Genomic DNA, 15,541 nt, shown 5'->3' with positions numbered 1-15,541 from the left:
GTCCCGACCGGAGCGAGTGCGAGCCCGGTCGAGTCGATCATATCCGAAAATGCAAGAGGTCTAGGAACTGCAAAAACCGAGCCGGATTTTGGAGCGCGCCGATACATCCCGTCTGCGATGCATCGGACGATCGACTCAGTTGTGGCGGATTTCCGTTCCCAGCACCTTCAGGCACTCGCGGATGAACGCGGCTAGTGCGGTCCAGCCCTTTGCCGAGACCATCGTTCCGTCGACATAGGCCTCAGTCGGCGACAAGTCGATATAGGTTCCGCCGGCCAGCGTCACTTCCGGCTCGCAGGCAGCCAGCGCACCGACTTTCTTGCCACGCACGACGCCGTCGACCGCGATCAGGATCTGGACGCCATGGCAGATGGTAAAGATCGGCTTCTTGTTTTCGTGGAAATGGCGGACCATCGCCTGCACGCGCTTGTCGGTGCGGATGTACTCGGGGCCACGACCGCCCGCGCAATAGACGGCATGATACTGGTCGAGCTGTCTTTCCGCCTCCGAAAAGGTCTTGTTCAGCAAGGCATAGTGGCCGGGTTTTTCGGTGTAGGTCTGGTCACCTTCGAAATCGTGAAGCGACGTCTTGATCAGGTCGCCGGCGTTCTTGTCGGGACAGACAACATGGACGATGTGGCCGACGGCCTCCATCGCCTGCTGATAGACGAAGATCTCGTATTCTTCGGTAAACTCACCGGTCAACATCAGTATTTTCTTGCCTGGCATGGTCGGTTCCTCGTTTTGTGGATGGAAGGGGGGGCGGGCATTGACTAGCCGGCGGCGCGAATCTCAATCGAACGCCGGCAGCAAACGATCACGGGAATGCTCGATATGACGGCGCATCGCCTGTTCCGCTGCAGCGGGGTCGGAGGCGGCGAAGGCGGCCAGGATGGCCTGATGCTCGTCGAGCGCTTCCTCGGTGACGCGCGAATGGAACATCAGGCGGAAGATGTGGAAGTGGGTATGCTGGAAGGCGAGGGTCTCGCGCACCAGTTCATTGTTGGCAAATTCCATGATCCGGTCGTGGAAGATGGCGTCCTGCCGCGCAAAATTGGAGTAACGCAGCCGTTCATCCTTGCCTTCGCGGCGCGCCATGCCGCCTGCTGACTCCTCAAGCACCGCAAGTTTCGTCTCATCCATCAATGCGGCTGCTTTGGCCGCCGCATGCGGCTCGAGCAGCAGGCGAAGCTCATAGAGTTCGTCAAATCGGCGCCTGGTTATCTGCGGCGCGGCGCGGTAGCCGATCAAATGTGTCTTCAGCACAAGGCCTTCGCCTTCGAGGCGGCCAAGCGCTTCACGGATTGGCGTGTGGGAGACGTCGAGTTCCTTGACCAGACTGTCGACGGTGATCCGTGAGCCAGGCGCGATCTTCAGCGACATGAGTTGCGCGAAGATCGCTTCATAGACGTCCTCAACCAGGCTGGTGGATCGCTGGATGCGCCCGCCGGCGGGGTCGACTTCTCGGGCGTTGCTTGCGTTCGTGACCTGCATCTTTGCCTCTTGACAGGACCACTGGCTAACACGATGCTTCGCTCAATACAATCCTATATCCTATACGATTTAATAGAGGATATTTTTGGGACCGAGTTCGGCGAGCTTTCGCCTTTCCACCACCATCGAGGGACGCAAGAACATGAGCCTTTTCGCTGCCATAAGGCTGCCGCGTGAAATCCTCTTCGGCAAGGGTCAGCGCCAAGTCATTGCAACCGTTGCGGCCAGGCTCGGCCGTCGCGCTCTGGTCTGCACGGACGAGCGCTTTGCCGCAACTGTCGCCTTCTCCGAGATCATCGCGGCGCTCGAGGGCGCATCGATCGCTGTGCTGGTGCACGATCGTGTGCAGCCCGATGTGCCGCGCGATACGGTTGCCGTCTGCGTCGAGGAGGCGCGGGATTTTGCGCCCGACATGGTGATCGGCATCGGCGGCGGCAGCTGTCTCGACATGGCCAAATGCGCCGCGTTGCTCATCAGTCACGGCGGCCTGCTGCAGGACTACTACGGCGAGTTCAAGGTGCCCGGTCCGACGCTGCCGCTGATCGCGGTGCCGACGACAGCCGGCACCGGCTCGGAAGTGACCCCTGTCGCGGTGATCTCCGATCCGGATCGCACAATGAAGGTAGGCATCTCCAGCCCGCATCTGATCGTGGCAGCCGCCATCTGCGACCCGGAACTGACGATGACATGTCCCCCGGGGCTGACGGCGATCGCCGGCGCAGACGCGCTGACGCACGCGGTCGAGGCCTTTACCGCCGCCAGGCGCGGCACCGACCCCAGCCTGCCGCAACAGCATGTCTTCATCGGCAAGAGCGCTCTGACCGATCATTTTGCGCTGCTCGCGATCAAGCTGCTTGGCCGCAGTCTCGAGAAGGCATACCGCGATCCGGCCGACGAGGACGCTCGCACCGATGTGATGATGGGGGCGCTTGCAGCCGGCTGCGCGTTCGGCACTGCCGGAACGGCGGCGGCGCACGCGGTGCAGTATCCGGTCGGAGCCCTTACCCACACCGCGCACGGGCTGGGTGTCGCCACCATGCTGCCGTATGTCATGAAGTACAACCGGGCCGCCGCGGCCGCCGAGATGGCCGAGATCGGCCTTGCCCTTGGTCTCGACGGCAAGGACCGGAGCACCGCTGAGATGGCCGACGCGACGATCGACGAGGTCGCCCGGCTGTTTGCAGCGATCGGGATCACGCCTACGCTGGCCAGGCTCGGGCTCCCCGCCGACAAGCTCGATTGGACGGCCGAACAGGCGCTCGGCATCGACCGTCTCATCAAGAACAATCCGCGTCCATTCGATCCGGCGGCCATGCGGGGCCTGATCCAGGCCGCCTATGATGGCGACCTCGCCGCCTCTGTCATGTGAGCAATCGAGGAGCAGGCCATGAACATATCGCATCAGCTGCTGGAGGACGAGCAGGACACTGCCGGTTTCCATAGATTCTCCCACGGCTTGTATATCGGCGGCCAATGGCGGCAATCCACCGACGGCAGGGAAATCGGGGTTGTCGACCCTTCCACCGAGGCGGTGATCGCTGCGGTTCCCGATGCGACGATCGAAGATGCCGCAGCCGCCGTCGAGGCTGCGGCCAAGGCCGCCGATGGCTGGCGCACGACGGCGCCGCGCAAGCGTTCCGAAATCCTCAGACGCTGCTTCGAGCTGATGACGCAGCGTTCCGAGACGCTGGCCACACTGATCTCGCTGGAAAACGGCAAGGCACTGCGGGACGCGCGTGGCGAAATCGCCTATGCCGCGGAATTCTTTCGCTGGAATGCCGAGGAAGCAGTTCGCATCACCGGCGAATTCGGCATGGCGCCTTCCGGCACCAACCGCATCGTCGTCGACTACGAGCCGATCGGCATCTGCGTCCTTGTCACACCCTGGAATTTTCCTGCCGCCATGGCGACGCGCAAGATCGCGCCCGCTTTGGCTGCAGGCTGCACAGTGATCTTGAAGCCGGCCAGCGAGACCCCGCTCACCGCCTACGCGCTTGCCGCCCTATATGAAGAAGCGGGTGTCCCGCCGGGGGTTGTCAACGTTCTGACAACCTCCAAGCCCGGCCCGGTGACGGCCGCGATGCTGGCCGATCCGCGGGTGCGCAAACTCTCCTTTACCGGTTCGACTGATGTCGGGCGCGTTCTGCTGGCCGAGGCCGCAAAGCACGTGGTTTCGTGTTCGATGGAACTTGGCGGCAACGCGCCATTCCTCGTGTTCGACGACGCGGACCTCGACGCGGCGGTCGATGGCGCGATGGTGGCGAAGATGCGCAACGCCGGCGAGGCCTGCACGGCCGCAAACCGCATCTATGTCCAGTCCGGCGTCTACGATGCGTTTTGCAAAAACCTCGCCAGGCGGATGTCGGCACTCAAGATCGGCGCCGGCCCGGACGCGGCCACGGAGTGCGGTCCGATGATCACCAGGAAGGCCGTCGACAAGATCGACCGCCTGGTCAACGATGCTGTCGCCCGTGGCGCGCGGGTGCTGTGCGGAGGCGAGGCAGGCTCGGGAACGGGATACTACTATCCGCCGACCGTGCTCTGCGACGTCCCGGCCGAGGCGGAGATGGCGCACGAGGAGATTTTTGGGCCGGTGGCGCCGATCTCGAGATTCGAAACGGAAGCCGAAATCATCGCCCGCGCCAACGACACCGAATACGGTCTTGCCGCCTACATCTACACGCGCGATCTTCAACGTGGAATGCGGGTGGCATCCAGCATCGAAGCCGGGATGATCGCTCTCAACCGCGGCCTGATGTCCGATCCGGCAGCACCGTTCGGCGGGGTCAAGCAGAGCGGCCTCGGCCGCGAGGGCGGCCAGCATCACGGCATTGCCGAGTTCATGGAGGCGAAATACCTCGCCATCAGCATCTGAGCGGAGGAAGAGTGCAAAACGATCCGTTCCGCATCCGCGACCATGTCGCGGATTTCGATCAAATCGTCCAGGACATCGTTCACCGCAGCGAGGCCGTTCGCGCAACCATTCCAATGACTGCCGACATTGCCTATGGGCCGGATCGGACCGAAACCATCGACCTGTTCTTTCCCCCGGGCAAACGAAGCGGCCTGCCGGTGCACATGTTCATCCATGGCGGCTACTGGAGGATGTTCTCCAAGCGCGACTACTCATACGTCGCGGCGACGATTACCCAGGCCGGTGCGATTGCCGTCATCGTCGACTATGCTCTGATGCCGAAGGTGAGAATGGCGACGATCGTCGACCAGGTCCGCCGCGCCAAGCGGTGGGTTCAGGACAATATCGCCGACCATGGCGGAAACCCGGCAGACCTGACCGTCAGCGGTCATTCGGCCGGAGCACATCTTTCGACGTTCCTGTTCAACAGCGACCATACCCCCTCCAATGTGCGGTCAGCCCTTCTGCTCGGCGGGCTCTACGATCTGAAACCGCTCCAAAACTCCTTTCTCGCCAACGAGATTGCAATCACCGATGAGGAAGTCGCCAGCTTTACACCGCTTGCCCATCGGCATGATCCTCAAACCAGGGCGATGGTCCTGGTCGGAGCCAACGAGACGCCGCCTTTCCATCAGCAGGCAGATCGATTCAAGGAGCACCTGCTGCAGCAGGGTTCGTCGGTAATTTCGCTTGTTCTCACCAACCGCAGCCACATGGACAGTGTCAGGGATCTCGGCATGCCCCAGAGCCAGGCGGGTGATTGCCTGGCGAAACTGATTGCCAACGACGACCGTTGACCGTCCCCGCAGACATGCCGGCCGTTATCAGCGGCGCCTCAGCGAGGGAAAAGAACCTCGCCCATGCCAAGCACTGCGTTGTCGCCGCCATATCTCTGCGGCGCGTTGCCCAGCAGCGGCCGTTTCAAAATACCCTCGGCGATCAGATGGCGATCGATGAGGGCGGCAAAGACGCTCTCCGGCGCGCCGCATTCGACGAAGCTCGGCGACAGGCTTTTCGGCGCGCGGTCGAGAAGGATCGAACCTCGCCGCATCAGATAGCCGGGCATCTCGCCGGCGCCACCGGCCACCACCAGCGTGCCGGCGATCATGCGGCTGCCGGGATGATCGCCTGAGCCTTTCAGCACGGCGATCAGGCCGCGCCGCATGCGGTCGGCGGCAAAGGCGCCGGCTTTGCCCCTGACGATCAGCACGCCGCCATTCATGCCGGCCAGTTCGCCGGCGAGCGGCCCACCAAGGTGATCGCCGGCATTGCCGGTTATTTCAAGCCTGCCACCGCGCATGCCGGAGCCGGCATGTGGACCCGCATTGCCTTCGATCGTCAGCGTGCCGCCGCGCATGGCGCGCCCGGCCTGGGCGCCGGCATCGCCGACGACGCGAACCGAACCGCCCCGCATGCCTTCCGCCACCCGGTCGAGGCGCGCGCTGCCGCCTTCGAAGACGACGTCCAGCAGGTTGTTGCCGGCGACGCGAAAAATATCGCCGACCTTCGATCCATGTTTCGACATGCCGATCCGGATTTTTTCGAAATCGCGCCTTTCGATCCCGGCAAGCCGCTCGGCCGTCAGCAGCGACAGATCAAGGCGCTCGGGCGGCTCGGCGACAAGGGTGAAGGTCAGCGCTTTCACGGCAGCATATCCTTCAGCGAATAGATGAACTTGCCGAGCTTGCCGCCGTAATTGCCGGCGCTGATGCGAACCGCGCCTCGCTTCGGCCCGAGCTCGATGACGGCCTTGATGCCGGCCCTCATCGCGGCGGCAACGGCGTCGTTGGTCTCGCCGTCGATGACGATTTCCAGCACGGCGTTGATGTCGGCGCCGAGCTCACTCCTGACGACGCCGCGCAGTGTCGGCGCGTAGGCTTCGTTGGCCGAGGCGATCATGCCCTTGTATTTACCGCCGATCTTGGAACCCGAACGGGCGATGCCGCCCGGAAATGGCACGATCGCGCCCGGCACCAGGCCTATCGCGGCAACCGCGACCTCGGCGGCGAGCAAGGCCCTGGCGCTGGTTTCAGCCATGACGAAGAAATTGCCGCCGCCGACGGCAGCCTTGGTCAGCCCGGTCGTTGCTTCGCACAGGAATTCGCCGTCCATGACGGGAACGCGCCAAAAATGCCTGCCGCCGATTTTCTTGGAGATCTGCCAACCGTCGCCGAAATAACGCAGCGCCGAACCGAGCTTCAACGCGGCGCTGCCTTCCAGTCCGGCGAAGCAGGCCGAACCCGGCGAGGTCAAGACGCACTGGCCGACGCGATTGAGCAGTTGCTTCTGCAGCTCGTCTGTTCCCATCGCAAAAATCATCACGCGGCAGCCGGGCCGGCCGTCCGGCGTCGCCGATGGCGGCAGTTCGACATCGATTGCCGCTTCGCAGCCGCAGCCGATCACCGAGGTGGCGAAGCCGGTCATGGTGACCGCCGCCTGGCGCGCCCATTTCCGGTTCGGGGCGGTGATGATGATGGCGGTCGCGCGCATGCCGAAGGCCTCGGCAAAGGTATCGTCGATCACGATGCCATTTACGCTCACGTTCGGCATGCAACCTCGCCGAAATGCTGTTCGCGCGCGACCGCCGAATCCGGAAAATCGAACCAGTCCAGCGACAGGCCGTAGCGCTGCTGGTGATAATCCTCCAGGCGCCGCAGCATCGCCTTGTCCGGCGACGGATTGAGCCTGAGCGCCTTGCCCCAGCGGTAGTGGGTGATCTCTCCGTCCTGCACGACGAGATCGCCGTCCTTGAAGACATACGCCGCCTGCCCCAGCATTTTCGCGATATTTTGGTCCCTGCGGTAGACAGCGATATCGGCGATAGCGCCGGCGCCGAGATGGCCGCGGTCCGTCAGCCCGAGCAGCCTGGCCGGGGCCGCGCGCGTCATGATGGCGATTTCCTCGAACGTGTATTCGCGGTCGATCGCGGAAAGGGTCGAGAGCGCCATGGCCGAAGGTGAAAGTCCGGCAATCATTTCGGTGCGCGCCTCCCGGCTCATCAGCAGCTCGAACAAAGCCGGATAGGCGGTGAAGGGCGCGCCGTTGGGATGATCGGTGGTGAAGAAGACACGCCACGGATCGTCGATCAGCAGAAAAAGCTCGAGCCCGATCGCCCACTGCATCGTGCCATAGAAATCCTTGGAATAGCGGTAGGGCACGATGCCGCCGCCATTGCCGTCGCCGTCATGAATGACGGATTTCTTCGGCTGCGCGCTACCACGCGCCGAAAACTGCCGCATGACGTCGGAGGAGACGGTGACCGTCTGGCCGAACATCACCTGGCCGATATCGATGGTGACTTCCGGCGTCGCATTGACCAGTTCGGCAAGACGCGCCGCGGCCGAGGAAAACCTGCGCTTGCCTTCCATGCCGTAGCCGTAGAACTGGAGATGGGCGAGGTGCAGCGGCAATCCCTCCGCCGCCGCGATCGTCGCGGCCGCCGTGTCCGCCGATCCGGGGCTGCCCAGATTGTTGCAATGGACATGCAGCGGATGCGGGACGCCAAGGCTGTCGACGGCCGCCTGCAGCGTCTTGACGATCTTGCGCGAGCTGACGCCATAGGAAGGCACCACATCGTCCAGTGAGAAGGTGCGGACGTTTTCCTTGAAGGCGGCCGCTGCACCGGCATTGATCACCTTGACCCCAAGCGCCCGCGTCGAGGCGACCGTCCAGGCGACATAGTCCTCGATCATGTGCGAGGAGGCGTCGTCGCGGATCATCGACAGCAGGAAATCGTCGTTGCCGAGAATGGCCAGCGTCGCCTTGTCGATGATCGGGATGTCGGCCAGTTCGAGATGGGTGTGAAGTGCTGCTCCCGGCGACATCGCCGGCTCGACCACCGTGGTGAAACCCATCTTGGCGTAGAGGCAGCCGGTCTGGAAGGTCGACCAGCCGGCATTGGAGAGCGGCGTCGTCGCCGGCCGCGCCTGGTGCGCAGCATGCTGCTCGGGCAACAGCAGCCGCGCCGTATTCACATTGCCGCCGCCGATGTGGGAATGGATGTCGATGGCGCCCGCCATGATGATGCAGCCGGCAGCGTCGATGGTCCGGTCGGCAGAGCCGCCGGCCGGCGCCGCAACGATCTTGTCGTCCCTGATCCACAGGTCGCCCTTGCCGAGACGGCCGTTGACCGGATCGATGATGTCGCCGCCGGCGATTTTCGTCAGCATGGCAACGCCGCCTCGGCGGAGACATGACTGGCAACCAGCCGGATGACAGTCGCAGCAGACGGCAGTTCAGACGCCGCTCGCGCGTCGACCGACCTTAGCGAACCGGTGCGGCTGGAATAGACCACCGCCTGGTGATCGACGCCCGCTTCGCCGATGGCGATGGTGACCGCAGCGCCCGCGACCGGCTGCTGCGTTTTCGCCAGCGCGATCAGCGCCATGCGGTTCCTTTTCTTCTGCGGCTGGACGATTGAGGACGAGATCCGCAGGTGCAGGTCGGCTTCGCCGGCAGCGATCATGCGCGCGACATCGTAACGCCAGGGATCGAATTCGGGCAAGCCGCGCGCAAAGCCGGTTCGCAACGGAAAACCGGTCATCCAGGTCGAGGCGAGCGCGCTTCCCCAGCCATCTTCGCTCGCCGGCAGATGCAGGCCGGATGCCCGCGATTTGCGGTTGAGATCGGTGATCAGCCCGTGCAGCATCTCCAGCGCCAGCCCTTCGGTTGCGCCGCCTGAAAACAGGAAGACGGGAAAATGCGCAGCCTCCAGGGCTTTGGCGAAATCGTCGAAATTCGACACCGGCTGCGATGTCTGGCGCCCCCTCCACTGTGCCCGCAGCGCCGCCAGCGTCGCGCCGAGGCTTGCCTCGCCGCAGAACAGCAGCGTCGCCGTCCGCCCGTTGCTCAATGGCGGCGCCGTCGTTTCGTTCGACCCGACCACAAAGATTTCGCGCCGATTCCTGCCTGAGAGGGGGGGAGAGAGATCGGGAACCGTCTCGGCGAGTTCGCCGACAAATTGATGATGGATTTTTGGGAGTTCGCCGACGATCACCACGACATCGGCGCGCCGTCGCGTCTCGCCGGGCGCCACGGTCATCGCGCCTTTGTCGGTAAAAAGCGCGGCCTCCCGGGCAACTACCGCGCCATCGGCATGATCGTATGCCGCGCCAACCCGCTCAGCCAGCGCGATCGCCGCCCTGGTGCCGTGTATATCCGTATCCAGGCTGAAAACCGGGCACCGGCTCGACCCCAACAGCGCGGCGGCATGTGCAGCCGCGCGCTCGACCAGCGTTTCCCGGTTGCCGATCCAAGCAACCGCCATTCACTACGCTACTTTCTGGTGCCGGCTCGATCCTAGACGAAACTGGATCGGCCGTGAACCCCGCCAGCCAGCAGATTAGCGAATGTTTTCATGCGCTATCAACAAATTCCGACCGCGCTTAATCATATTTGATGTAGGCGAAGCGCTGATCGGTCGGCGGAGTGCCTTCCAGCGCGCCGCCTTCCCTGGCCGGCTGCCACTGGACGACATCCTCGATCTTTTTGGCCAGCTCGAAGTCCTTGTCGGTGATGCCCTTTGCTGCATGGTTCATCAGGCGCACCTCGACCCAGGCATAGGACGCCGTGATGTCGGGATGGTGCCACGCCGCCTCGGCGAGATGGCCGACAGTGTTGATGACCATCAGTGTCGATTTCCAGCTATGGGTCTTGTATTTGCGCCGGATCCAGCCGTTCTCGTAATACCATTTCGGCAGTTCCTTCTCGAGCCGGCCGGCAATCTCGGCTTCCGAATAGACTTTTTCCCTCGGCGTCTCGTTCATCTCGACCTCCGCGAATTGCCCGGTCCGTTCTCGCGCCGGGGCCAAAAAGAAGATTTGCCCCTTCGACGAAAACAGCTATCATGGCGACGGGCACCTAAACTTCCATGATGCGTCTATGATGCACCCATCGGGGGGTAGATGTCGAATTCTGTTACCATACGAGTGCCCGCCCGCCTGCATCTTGGCTTCCTCGATCTCAACGGCGATACCGGGCGTCGCTTTGGCAGCGTCGGGCTGCCGCTGAGCGAACCCGAAACAACAGTCACCCTGTCACGGTCCAGCGAGACCATCGTCGAAGGCGCTGAGAGCCGGCGCGCCGGCGAACATCTGTCGACGCTCTGCAGCCATCTCGGCATTCGCGGCCAGCACCGTCTGGTGGTCGAACAGTCGATCCCGAGCCATGCCGGCCTCGGCTCCGGCACGCAGATCGCCCTTGCCGTCGCCGCGGCGCTGCGCACGCTCCACAAACTGCCTCTCGATATCGGCAACGATGCGACCCTGCTCGAGCGCGGCGGACGATCCGGCATCGGCATCGCCAGCTTCGAAAGCGGTGGCGTCATTGTCGACGCCGGCAAGGACGACAGCGGCAGGCCGCCGCCGGTCGTGGCGCGACTGCCGTTCCCGGAAGCGTGGCGCGTCATCCTGATCCTCGACCATGGCGGCCATGGACTGCATGGCGAGGCCGAGATCGCCGCGTTTCGTTCGCTGCCGCCGTGAACCCCGCCAGCCAGCAGATTAGCGAATGTTTTCATGCGCTATCAACAAATTCCGACCGCGCTTAATCATATTTGATGTAGGCGAAGCGCTGATCGGTCGGCGGAGTGCCTTCCAGCGCGCCGCCTTCCCTGGCCGGCTGCCACTGGACGACATCCTCGATCTTTTTGGCCAGCTCGAAGTCCTTGTCGGTGATGCCCTTTGCTGCATGGTTCATCAGGCGCACCTCGACCCAGGCATAGGACGCCGTGATGTCGGGATGGTGCCACGCCGCCTCGGCGAGATGGCCGACAGTGTTGATGACCATCAGTGTCGATTTCCAGCTATGGGTCTTGTATTTGCGCCGGATCCAGCCGTTCTCGTAATACCATTTCGGCAGTTCCTTCTCGAGCCGGCCGGCAATCTCGGCTTCCGAATAGACTTTTTCCCTCGGCGTCTCGTTCATCTCGACCTCCGCGAATTGCCCGGTCCGTTCTCGCGCCGGGGCCAAAAAGAAGATTTGCCCCTTCGACGAAAACAGCTATCATGGCGACGGGCACCTAAACTTCCATGATGCGTCTATGATGCACCCATCGGGGGGTAGATGTCGAATTCTGTTACCATACGAGTGCCCGCCCGCCTGCATCTTGGCTTCCTCGATCTCAACGGCGATACCGGGCGTCGCTTTGGCAGCGTCGGGCTGCCGCTGAGCGAACCCGAAACAACAGTCACCCTGTCACGGTCCAGCGAGACCATCGTCGAAGGCGCTGAGAGCCGGCGCGCCGGCGAACATCTGTCGACGCTCTGCAGCCATCTCGGCATTCGCGGCCAGCACCGTCTGGTGGTCGAACAGTCGATCCCGAGCCATGCCGGCCTCGGCTCCGGCACGCAGATCGCCCTTGCCGTCGCCGCGGCGCTGCGCACGCTCCACAAACTGCCTCTCGATATCGGCAACGATGCGACCCTGCTCGAGCGCGGCGGACGATCCGGCATCGGCATCGCCAGCTTCGAAAGCGGTGGCGTCATTGTCGACGCCGGCAAGGACGACAGCGGCAGGCCGCCGCCGGTCGTGGCGCGACTGCCGTTCCCGGAAGCGTGGCGCGTCATCCTGATCCTCGACCATGGCGGCCATGGACTGCATGGCGAGGCCGAGATCGCCGCGTTTCGTTCGCTGCCGCCGTTCCCGGCGTCCGGCAGCGGCGAGATCTGCCGGCGGGTGCTGATGGGCATCATGCCGGCTTTGATCGAGCACGACCTGCCAGCCTTCGGCGCCGCCGTCGCCGCGATCCAGATGATGATCGGCACCCATTTCGCCCCGGCGCAAGGTGGCGTGTTCACCTCGAAGCGGGTCGAGAGGGTGGCCCATGCTCTCAACCAGGCAGGCGCCGTTGGCATCGGCCAGAGCTCGTGGGGGCCGACAGGGTTTGCCTTTGCCCCATCGCAAGACGCCGCAGCCAGCTTCGTCAGCGCGGTTCAGCAGACAGTTGAAGACGGCATCGAGATCAGGATCGTCAAGGGCAGGAATTCCGGCGCGAAGATCAGTTCGACCAGACTTGATCTCGTCGGCAGCTGACGGCTGGGCAAACGCGATCACGCTCAAGTCGAACAATGAGAAGTGGCAGAAAGGCGAAAAATGGCCCGCAAACATATCCTGCACATGCTGACGCCGCTGAAGCATATGAGCCCGTTCGACGTGAACATGGCGCTCGATGCAGGTTTCGACGCCGTCGTCCCCTATGTCGATGTAAGCCTGGGAGAGGTGACGGGCCTCGTGCAGGACGCGATCTTTTCGCGCCCGCCCGATGCGGGCGTCGATACCGGCATCTTCATCGCCGGCAAGGATGCCGCGCTGGCGCTCGACATGTTCGAGGCAGCGCGAAAGGCGATGGTGCCGCCTTTCCAGGTTTCGGTATTCGCCGATCCGGCCGGCTCGTTCACCACCGCGGCGGCGATGGTGGCCAAGGTCGAAAAAGCGCTGGAGAAGAAATTCGAGCGCGGGCTGAAAGACACGAGGATCGCTGTCTTCGGCGCTACCGGCGTCGTCGGCTTCTGCACCGCCGTCATCGCCGCCAGGGAAGGCGCGGGGGTGACGCTTGTCGGTCATGACGGCATCGCAAGGGTCGAGCAGATCGCGGCCGAGATCAAAAACCGATTCGACATCGCCGTGGATGCGGCAGACGGATCAACCGACGCCCGCAAGACCAAGCTGGTCGAGGCGAGCGAGGTGATCCTGGCCTGCGCCAAGGCCGGCGTCCAGGTGGTCTCGAAAGCCCAGTTGAAAGGCGACGGCCTGCTCATTGCCGCCGACGTCAATGCGGTTCCACCGGCGGGCATCGAAGGCGTGGCCGTGAATGCCAATGGCGATCCGCTCGAAGCGGCAAAAGCTGTCGGCATTGGTCCGCTCGCCATCGGCAACGTAAAATACAAGGTCGAGTTCGGCCTCTTCAAAAGAATGATCGAAGCCGAAAAAACTATCACGCTCGATTTCCAGGAAGCATTTGCCCTTGCACGCGAGATCGCCAAATAACACCGGATCTCTGCTGATCGCGGCGATTTCAGGCCGGGCGCTGGCTGCCGCTGCCCGCCGCGCGGGCTATCGTCCGCTGGTCGCCGATTTCTTTTGCGACACAGACACGGTGGCGCTTGCCGAGCGCGCGACAATGCTGCCGGGCGACCTGCAAGGCGGCATCGACCGCGAGCGCATCATCGAAACGCTTCGGCAACTGGCTGGAGACGACCAGCCGGTCGCCATCATCCTGGGTTCCGGCTTCGAGCGGATGACAGAGGCCGTCGACGAGATCGCGCGCCATTTTCCGCTCGCCGGCAACAGCGGCGCCGCGATCCGCAGGATCAAGGACCCGCAATTGCTTGCCGCCGATTGCGCCGAACTCGGCATTCCGCATCCGCAATTCCGATGGGACCCGCCGGCCGATCCGGAGAACTGGGTGGTCAAGATCGCGGGCGGCGCCGGCGGCGCGCATATCAGACGGGCCGCCGGAGATACCCCGGCATTACAGAGTGAGCCTTCGGGCGGCCGTTATTTCCAGCGCTTCGTTGCCGGCCGCAGCATCTCGGCCCTGTTCGTCGGCGACGGCCAAAGCGCTGACATCGTCGGCTTCAGCCGGCAATGGGCGTCGCCCGCCCCGGCAGCGCCCTATCGCTATGGCGGCGCCGTGCGGTTGAGGCGCTTCGACCGCAGGCAGGCGGCGATGATCCGCGGCTGGCTTTCAGGTCTGGCGCGCCGCGCCGGCCTGGTTGGATTGTGCAGTGCCGATCTCATTCGCGGACCGGATGGCTATAAGCTCATCGAGATCAATCCGCGGCCCGGCGCCACGCTCGACATCTTCGACGATGCCGACGCGCCGTTGATCGAAGCGCATCTGCGCGCCGCGGCAGGCAAGACATACCGTCTGCCGCGCTTCATCGATTCGATGGCGTCGATGGTGACCTACGCAGCGGCGCCGATCGCCCGGTTTCCATCGATCGCCTGGCCTGAGTGGACTGCCGACCATCAGTCGCCCGGTACCCGTTTGATTGCCGGCGATCCGGTCTGCACCATCTTCGCGCGCGGTCCGAGCGCCGATCTGGCCAGGCGGCTGATCAAGGGACAAGCCAGCCGGTTGCAACACCAATGGGAAGGAGACCGGACATGAAAGATGGTTCGGCATTCCTCAACGACAATGCCCAGCGCATCATCGACGGCATGATCGGCGACGCCGAACGCCTGCGTATCGCCGTTTCCACCGGGCCATTGGGCGAGTGCCTGATCGATGCCGGCGCCAGGGCCGCCGGCGGCGTCGAGGCCGGGCTGCGCATGGCGGAAGCCGCGATGGGCGGCCTCGGCAGCATTTCGGTCGCCATGGACCGTGGGTCGCAGAAATGGCCGCTCACCGTCGAAGTGCAGTCGTCGCAGCCGGTGCTTGCCTGCCTGGGCAGCCAGTATGCGGGCTGGAACCTGTCGAGCCAGGGCTATTTTGCCATGGGGTCGGGACCGGCGCGAGCGCTCGCCCGCGTCGAACCGCTGTTCGAAACACTCTCCTATCGCGACACCGCGTCGTCCGCCGTGCTGATCCTGGAGACGGCCGAACCGCCGCCCCAGGCAATCGTCGAGAAGGTCGGCAGGGCAACCGGATTGGCACCCGAAAAGCTCACCTTCCTCTATGCGCCGACACAAAGCCTTGCGGGCGGCGTGCAGATCGTTGCGCGTGCGCTCGAGGTTGCGCTGCACAAGACCAACGATCTCAAATTTCCGCTGGAGAACGTCGTCGACGGCATCGGCACGGCGCCTATCCCCGCTCCGCATCCGGATTTCCTGACTGCAATGGGCAGAACCAACGATGCCATCATCTATGGCGGCAGCGTCCAGCTTTTTGTAAAAGGCTCGTCGAAAGATGCCAGCGAACTCGCCGAGCGACTGCCGAGCCGCGCCTCGCGCGACCACGGCCAGCCCTTCGCCGAAGTGTTCAAGCGGTTCAAAGGTGATTTCTATGCCATCGATCCGCTGCTGTTCAGCCCGGCCGAAGTAATCGTCACGGCGATCGAGACCGGCGATACGTTTCGCGCCGGCGAGCGTGATCTGCAGATGCTCGAACGGAGTCTTGGCTAGACCATGGCGCTGGAATGGATTCATCCGCCTGCCGGGCCGCTCGTTCCGGATTTCGCTATACCGGTATCC

16 protein-coding genes are annotated in these 15,541 nt (G+C 63.6%); 8 read left to right on the top strand and 8 right to left on the bottom strand.

Going from position 1 to position 15,541, the window contains the following annotated elements; genetic code table 11:
• Positions 1 to 135: 135 nt before the first annotated feature.
• Complete coding sequence (locus JG739_RS11870; RefSeq protein ID WP_095518861.1) at positions 136 to 729, bottom strand: DJ-1/PfpI family protein; 594 nt, start codon at positions 727 to 729, stop codon at positions 136 to 138.
• 63 nt (positions 730 to 792) lie between these two features.
• Positions 793 to 1,494, bottom strand: coding sequence for a GntR family transcriptional regulator (locus JG739_RS11865; RefSeq protein ID WP_202366613.1), 702 nt, complete (start codon positions 1,492 to 1,494; stop codon positions 793 to 795).
• Positions 1,495 to 1,636: 142 nt separating this feature from the next.
• Here JG739_RS11865 and JG739_RS11860 point away from each other — a divergent pair, with 142 nt between their 5' ends.
• The 3 genes from JG739_RS11860 to JG739_RS11850 are packed head-to-tail and all read left to right on the top strand — an operon-like array spanning position 1,637 to position 5,205.
• The gene (locus JG739_RS11860) at positions 1,637 to 2,863 is read left to right on the top strand and encodes an iron-containing alcohol dehydrogenase (protein ID WP_202366612.1); all 1,227 of its coding nucleotides are present in this window, start codon (positions 1,637 to 1,639) and stop codon (positions 2,861 to 2,863) included.
• A gap of 18 nt (positions 2,864 to 2,881) precedes the next feature.
• The gene (locus tag JG739_RS11855) at positions 2,882 to 4,369 is read left to right on the top strand and encodes an NAD-dependent succinate-semialdehyde dehydrogenase (protein WP_202366611.1); all 1,488 of its coding nucleotides are present in this window, start codon (positions 2,882 to 2,884) and stop codon (positions 4,367 to 4,369) included.
• A gap of 11 nt (positions 4,370 to 4,380) precedes the next feature.
• The gene (locus JG739_RS11850) at positions 4,381 to 5,205 is read left to right on the top strand and encodes an alpha/beta hydrolase (RefSeq protein ID WP_202366610.1); all 825 of its coding nucleotides are present in this window, start codon (positions 4,381 to 4,383) and stop codon (positions 5,203 to 5,205) included.
• A 38-nt stretch (positions 5,206 to 5,243) separates the two neighbouring features.
• On the opposite strand, the gene JG739_RS11845 is transcribed toward JG739_RS11850, so the two are convergent.
• The 5 genes from JG739_RS11845 to JG739_RS11825 form a co-directional block, all read right to left on the bottom strand.
• Positions 5,244 to 6,053 carry a formylmethanofuran dehydrogenase subunit C gene (locus tag JG739_RS11845; protein ID WP_202366609.1) on the bottom strand — a complete coding sequence of 270 codons (810 nt, stop codon included), beginning with the start codon at positions 6,051 to 6,053 and terminating at the stop codon, positions 5,244 to 5,246.
• Positions 6,050 to 6,958 (bottom strand): formylmethanofuran--tetrahydromethanopterin N-formyltransferase, encoded by a 909-nt coding sequence (gene fhcD, locus JG739_RS11840; RefSeq protein WP_202366608.1) that lies wholly within the window; start codon positions 6,956 to 6,958, stop codon positions 6,050 to 6,052. Before fhcD ends, JG739_RS11845 begins: the two co-directional genes overlap by 4 nt.
• Positions 6,946 to 8,577 (bottom strand): formylmethanofuran dehydrogenase subunit A, encoded by a 1,632-nt coding sequence (locus JG739_RS11835; protein ID WP_202366607.1) that lies wholly within the window; start codon positions 8,575 to 8,577, stop codon positions 6,946 to 6,948. Before JG739_RS11835 ends, fhcD begins: the two co-directional genes overlap by 13 nt.
• On the bottom strand, positions 8,571 to 9,674 hold the full coding sequence (locus JG739_RS11830) for a tungsten formylmethanofuran dehydrogenase (protein WP_202366606.1): 1,104 nt from the start codon (positions 9,672 to 9,674) through the stop codon (positions 8,571 to 8,573). The genes JG739_RS11835 and JG739_RS11830 overlap by 7 nt, the downstream gene beginning before the upstream one ends.
• A gap of 118 nt (positions 9,675 to 9,792) precedes the next feature.
• Positions 9,793 to 10,173, bottom strand: a complete 381-nt coding sequence (locus JG739_RS11825; RefSeq protein ID WP_202366605.1) for a 4a-hydroxytetrahydrobiopterin dehydratase — start codon at positions 10,171 to 10,173, stop codon at positions 9,793 to 9,795.
• A gap of 138 nt (positions 10,174 to 10,311) precedes the next feature.
• Between JG739_RS11825 and JG739_RS11820 the strand changes: the two genes are divergently transcribed.
• A complete protein-coding gene (locus JG739_RS11820) occupies positions 10,312 to 10,890 on the top strand; it encodes a beta-ribofuranosylaminobenzene 5'-phosphate synthase family protein (protein WP_244749826.1) in 579 nt (192 codons plus the stop codon).
• A gap of 61 nt (positions 10,891 to 10,951) precedes the next feature.
• Here the strand turns inward: JG739_RS11820 and JG739_RS11815 are convergent, their stop codons facing one another.
• On the bottom strand, positions 10,952 to 11,332 hold the full coding sequence (locus JG739_RS11815) for a 4a-hydroxytetrahydrobiopterin dehydratase (RefSeq protein ID WP_202366605.1): 381 nt from the start codon (positions 11,330 to 11,332) through the stop codon (positions 10,952 to 10,954).
• 138 nt (positions 11,333 to 11,470) lie between these two features.
• On the opposite strand from JG739_RS11815, the gene JG739_RS11810 reads away from it, so the two are divergent.
• From JG739_RS11810 to mch, 4 genes are read left to right on the top strand one after another with little or no spacing between them, the layout of a single operon-like run.
• The gene (locus JG739_RS11810; RefSeq protein WP_202366604.1) at positions 11,471 to 12,439 is read left to right on the top strand and encodes a beta-ribofuranosylaminobenzene 5'-phosphate synthase family protein; all 969 of its coding nucleotides are present in this window, start codon (positions 11,471 to 11,473) and stop codon (positions 12,437 to 12,439) included.
• Positions 12,440 to 12,499: 60 nt separating this feature from the next.
• Complete coding sequence (locus JG739_RS11805; protein ID WP_202366603.1) at positions 12,500 to 13,393, top strand: NAD(P)-dependent methylenetetrahydromethanopterin dehydrogenase; 894 nt, start codon at positions 12,500 to 12,502, stop codon at positions 13,391 to 13,393.
• Positions 13,371 to 14,519, top strand: coding sequence for an ATP-grasp domain-containing protein (locus JG739_RS11800; protein ID WP_244749824.1), 1,149 nt, complete (start codon positions 13,371 to 13,373; stop codon positions 14,517 to 14,519). Before JG739_RS11805 ends, JG739_RS11800 begins: the two co-directional genes overlap by 23 nt.
• Positions 14,516 to 15,472 carry a methenyltetrahydromethanopterin cyclohydrolase gene (gene mch / locus JG739_RS11795; protein ID WP_202366602.1) on the top strand — a complete coding sequence of 319 codons (957 nt, stop codon included), beginning with the start codon at positions 14,516 to 14,518 and terminating at the stop codon, positions 15,470 to 15,472. The genes JG739_RS11800 and mch overlap by 4 nt, the downstream gene beginning before the upstream one ends.
• Positions 15,473 to 15,541: the final 69 nt, after the last annotated feature.

Origin of the sequence: Mesorhizobium sp. L-2-11, assembly GCF_016756595.1 — a bacterium.
Lineage (GTDB): Bacteria > Pseudomonadota > Alphaproteobacteria > Rhizobiales > Rhizobiaceae > Mesorhizobium.
This window is presented reverse-complemented; position numbering and strand designations above follow the sequence as displayed.

Excerpts from the sequence above, each read along its gene's own strand:
- JG739_RS11870 (WP_095518861.1), bottom strand. The coding sequence starts at position 729 with ATGCCAGGCAAGAAAATACTGATGTTGACCGGTGAGTTTACCGAAGAA.
- JG739_RS11865 (WP_202366613.1), bottom strand. The coding sequence starts at position 1,494 with ATGCAGGTCACGAACGCAAGCAACGCCCGAGAAGTCGACCCCGCCGGC.
- JG739_RS11860 (WP_202366612.1), top strand. The coding sequence starts at position 1,637 with ATGAGCCTTTTCGCTGCCATAAGGCTGCCGCGTGAAATCCTCTTCGGC.
- JG739_RS11855 (WP_202366611.1), top strand. The coding sequence starts at position 2,882 with ATGAACATATCGCATCAGCTGCTGGAGGACGAGCAGGACACTGCCGGT.
- fhcD (WP_202366608.1), bottom strand. The coding sequence starts at position 6,958 with ATGCCGAACGTGAGCGTAAATGGCATCGTGATCGACGATACCTTTGCC.
- JG739_RS11835 (WP_202366607.1), bottom strand. The coding sequence starts at position 8,577 with ATGCTGACGAAAATCGCCGGCGGCGACATCATCGATCCGGTCAACGGC.
- JG739_RS11830 (WP_202366606.1), bottom strand. The coding sequence starts at position 9,674 with ATGGCGGTTGCTTGGATCGGCAACCGGGAAACGCTGGTCGAGCGCGCG.
- JG739_RS11825 (WP_202366605.1), bottom strand. The coding sequence starts at position 10,173 with ATGAACGAGACGCCGAGGGAAAAAGTCTATTCGGAAGCCGAGATTGCC.
- JG739_RS11820 (WP_244749826.1), top strand. The coding sequence starts at position 10,312 with ATGTCGAATTCTGTTACCATACGAGTGCCCGCCCGCCTGCATCTTGGC.
- JG739_RS11815 (WP_202366605.1), bottom strand. The coding sequence starts at position 11,332 with ATGAACGAGACGCCGAGGGAAAAAGTCTATTCGGAAGCCGAGATTGCC.
- JG739_RS11810 (WP_202366604.1), top strand. The coding sequence starts at position 11,471 with ATGTCGAATTCTGTTACCATACGAGTGCCCGCCCGCCTGCATCTTGGC.
- JG739_RS11805 (WP_202366603.1), top strand. The coding sequence starts at position 12,500 with ATGGCCCGCAAACATATCCTGCACATGCTGACGCCGCTGAAGCATATG.
- mch (WP_202366602.1), top strand. The coding sequence starts at position 14,516 with ATGAAAGATGGTTCGGCATTCCTCAACGACAATGCCCAGCGCATCATC.